The sequence below is a fragment of the Paenibacillus xylanexedens genome (genome assembly GCF_007680605.1).
Classification (GTDB): Bacteria; Bacillota; Bacilli; order Paenibacillales; family Paenibacillaceae; genus Paenibacillus; species Paenibacillus xylanexedens_B.
The window spans coordinates 1-275 of sequence record NZ_VEIO01000087.1; the positions used below are offsets into that span (position 1 = coordinate 1).

The 275-nt window shown below is 47.3% G+C and carries 1 protein-coding gene; it reads right to left on the minus strand.

Annotated features, from left to right (window positions below; translation table 11 throughout):
• Positions 1-275: hypothetical protein (locus FS818_RS29045; protein WP_186375621.1), on the minus strand; the 275-nt coding region annotated here is incomplete at both ends.

Sequence of the window (275 nt, forward strand, 5' to 3'; positions counted from 1 at the left end):
CCATCTGTAAAATAGACATAATATGAACCTGGAGCTGTCGCTCCATTTTCGATTTCCAGTGTTACTACCTGTGCTGTATCCGTCATCGGTACAGCCCCTACGGTTGTAATCTTACTATCCGGCATGCCGATTCCTGTGTTTAAGCCAGATAGTCTTGCCAGAGCTTTGCTATTATTCGCTGCCGGAAGTTTGGCTGTGAAGATCACTTTCGTCCCATCGGCAGATACAGTCCAATCCGGAATGGTTGTCCCAAATGCTGTTGCGATCTTGTTCGC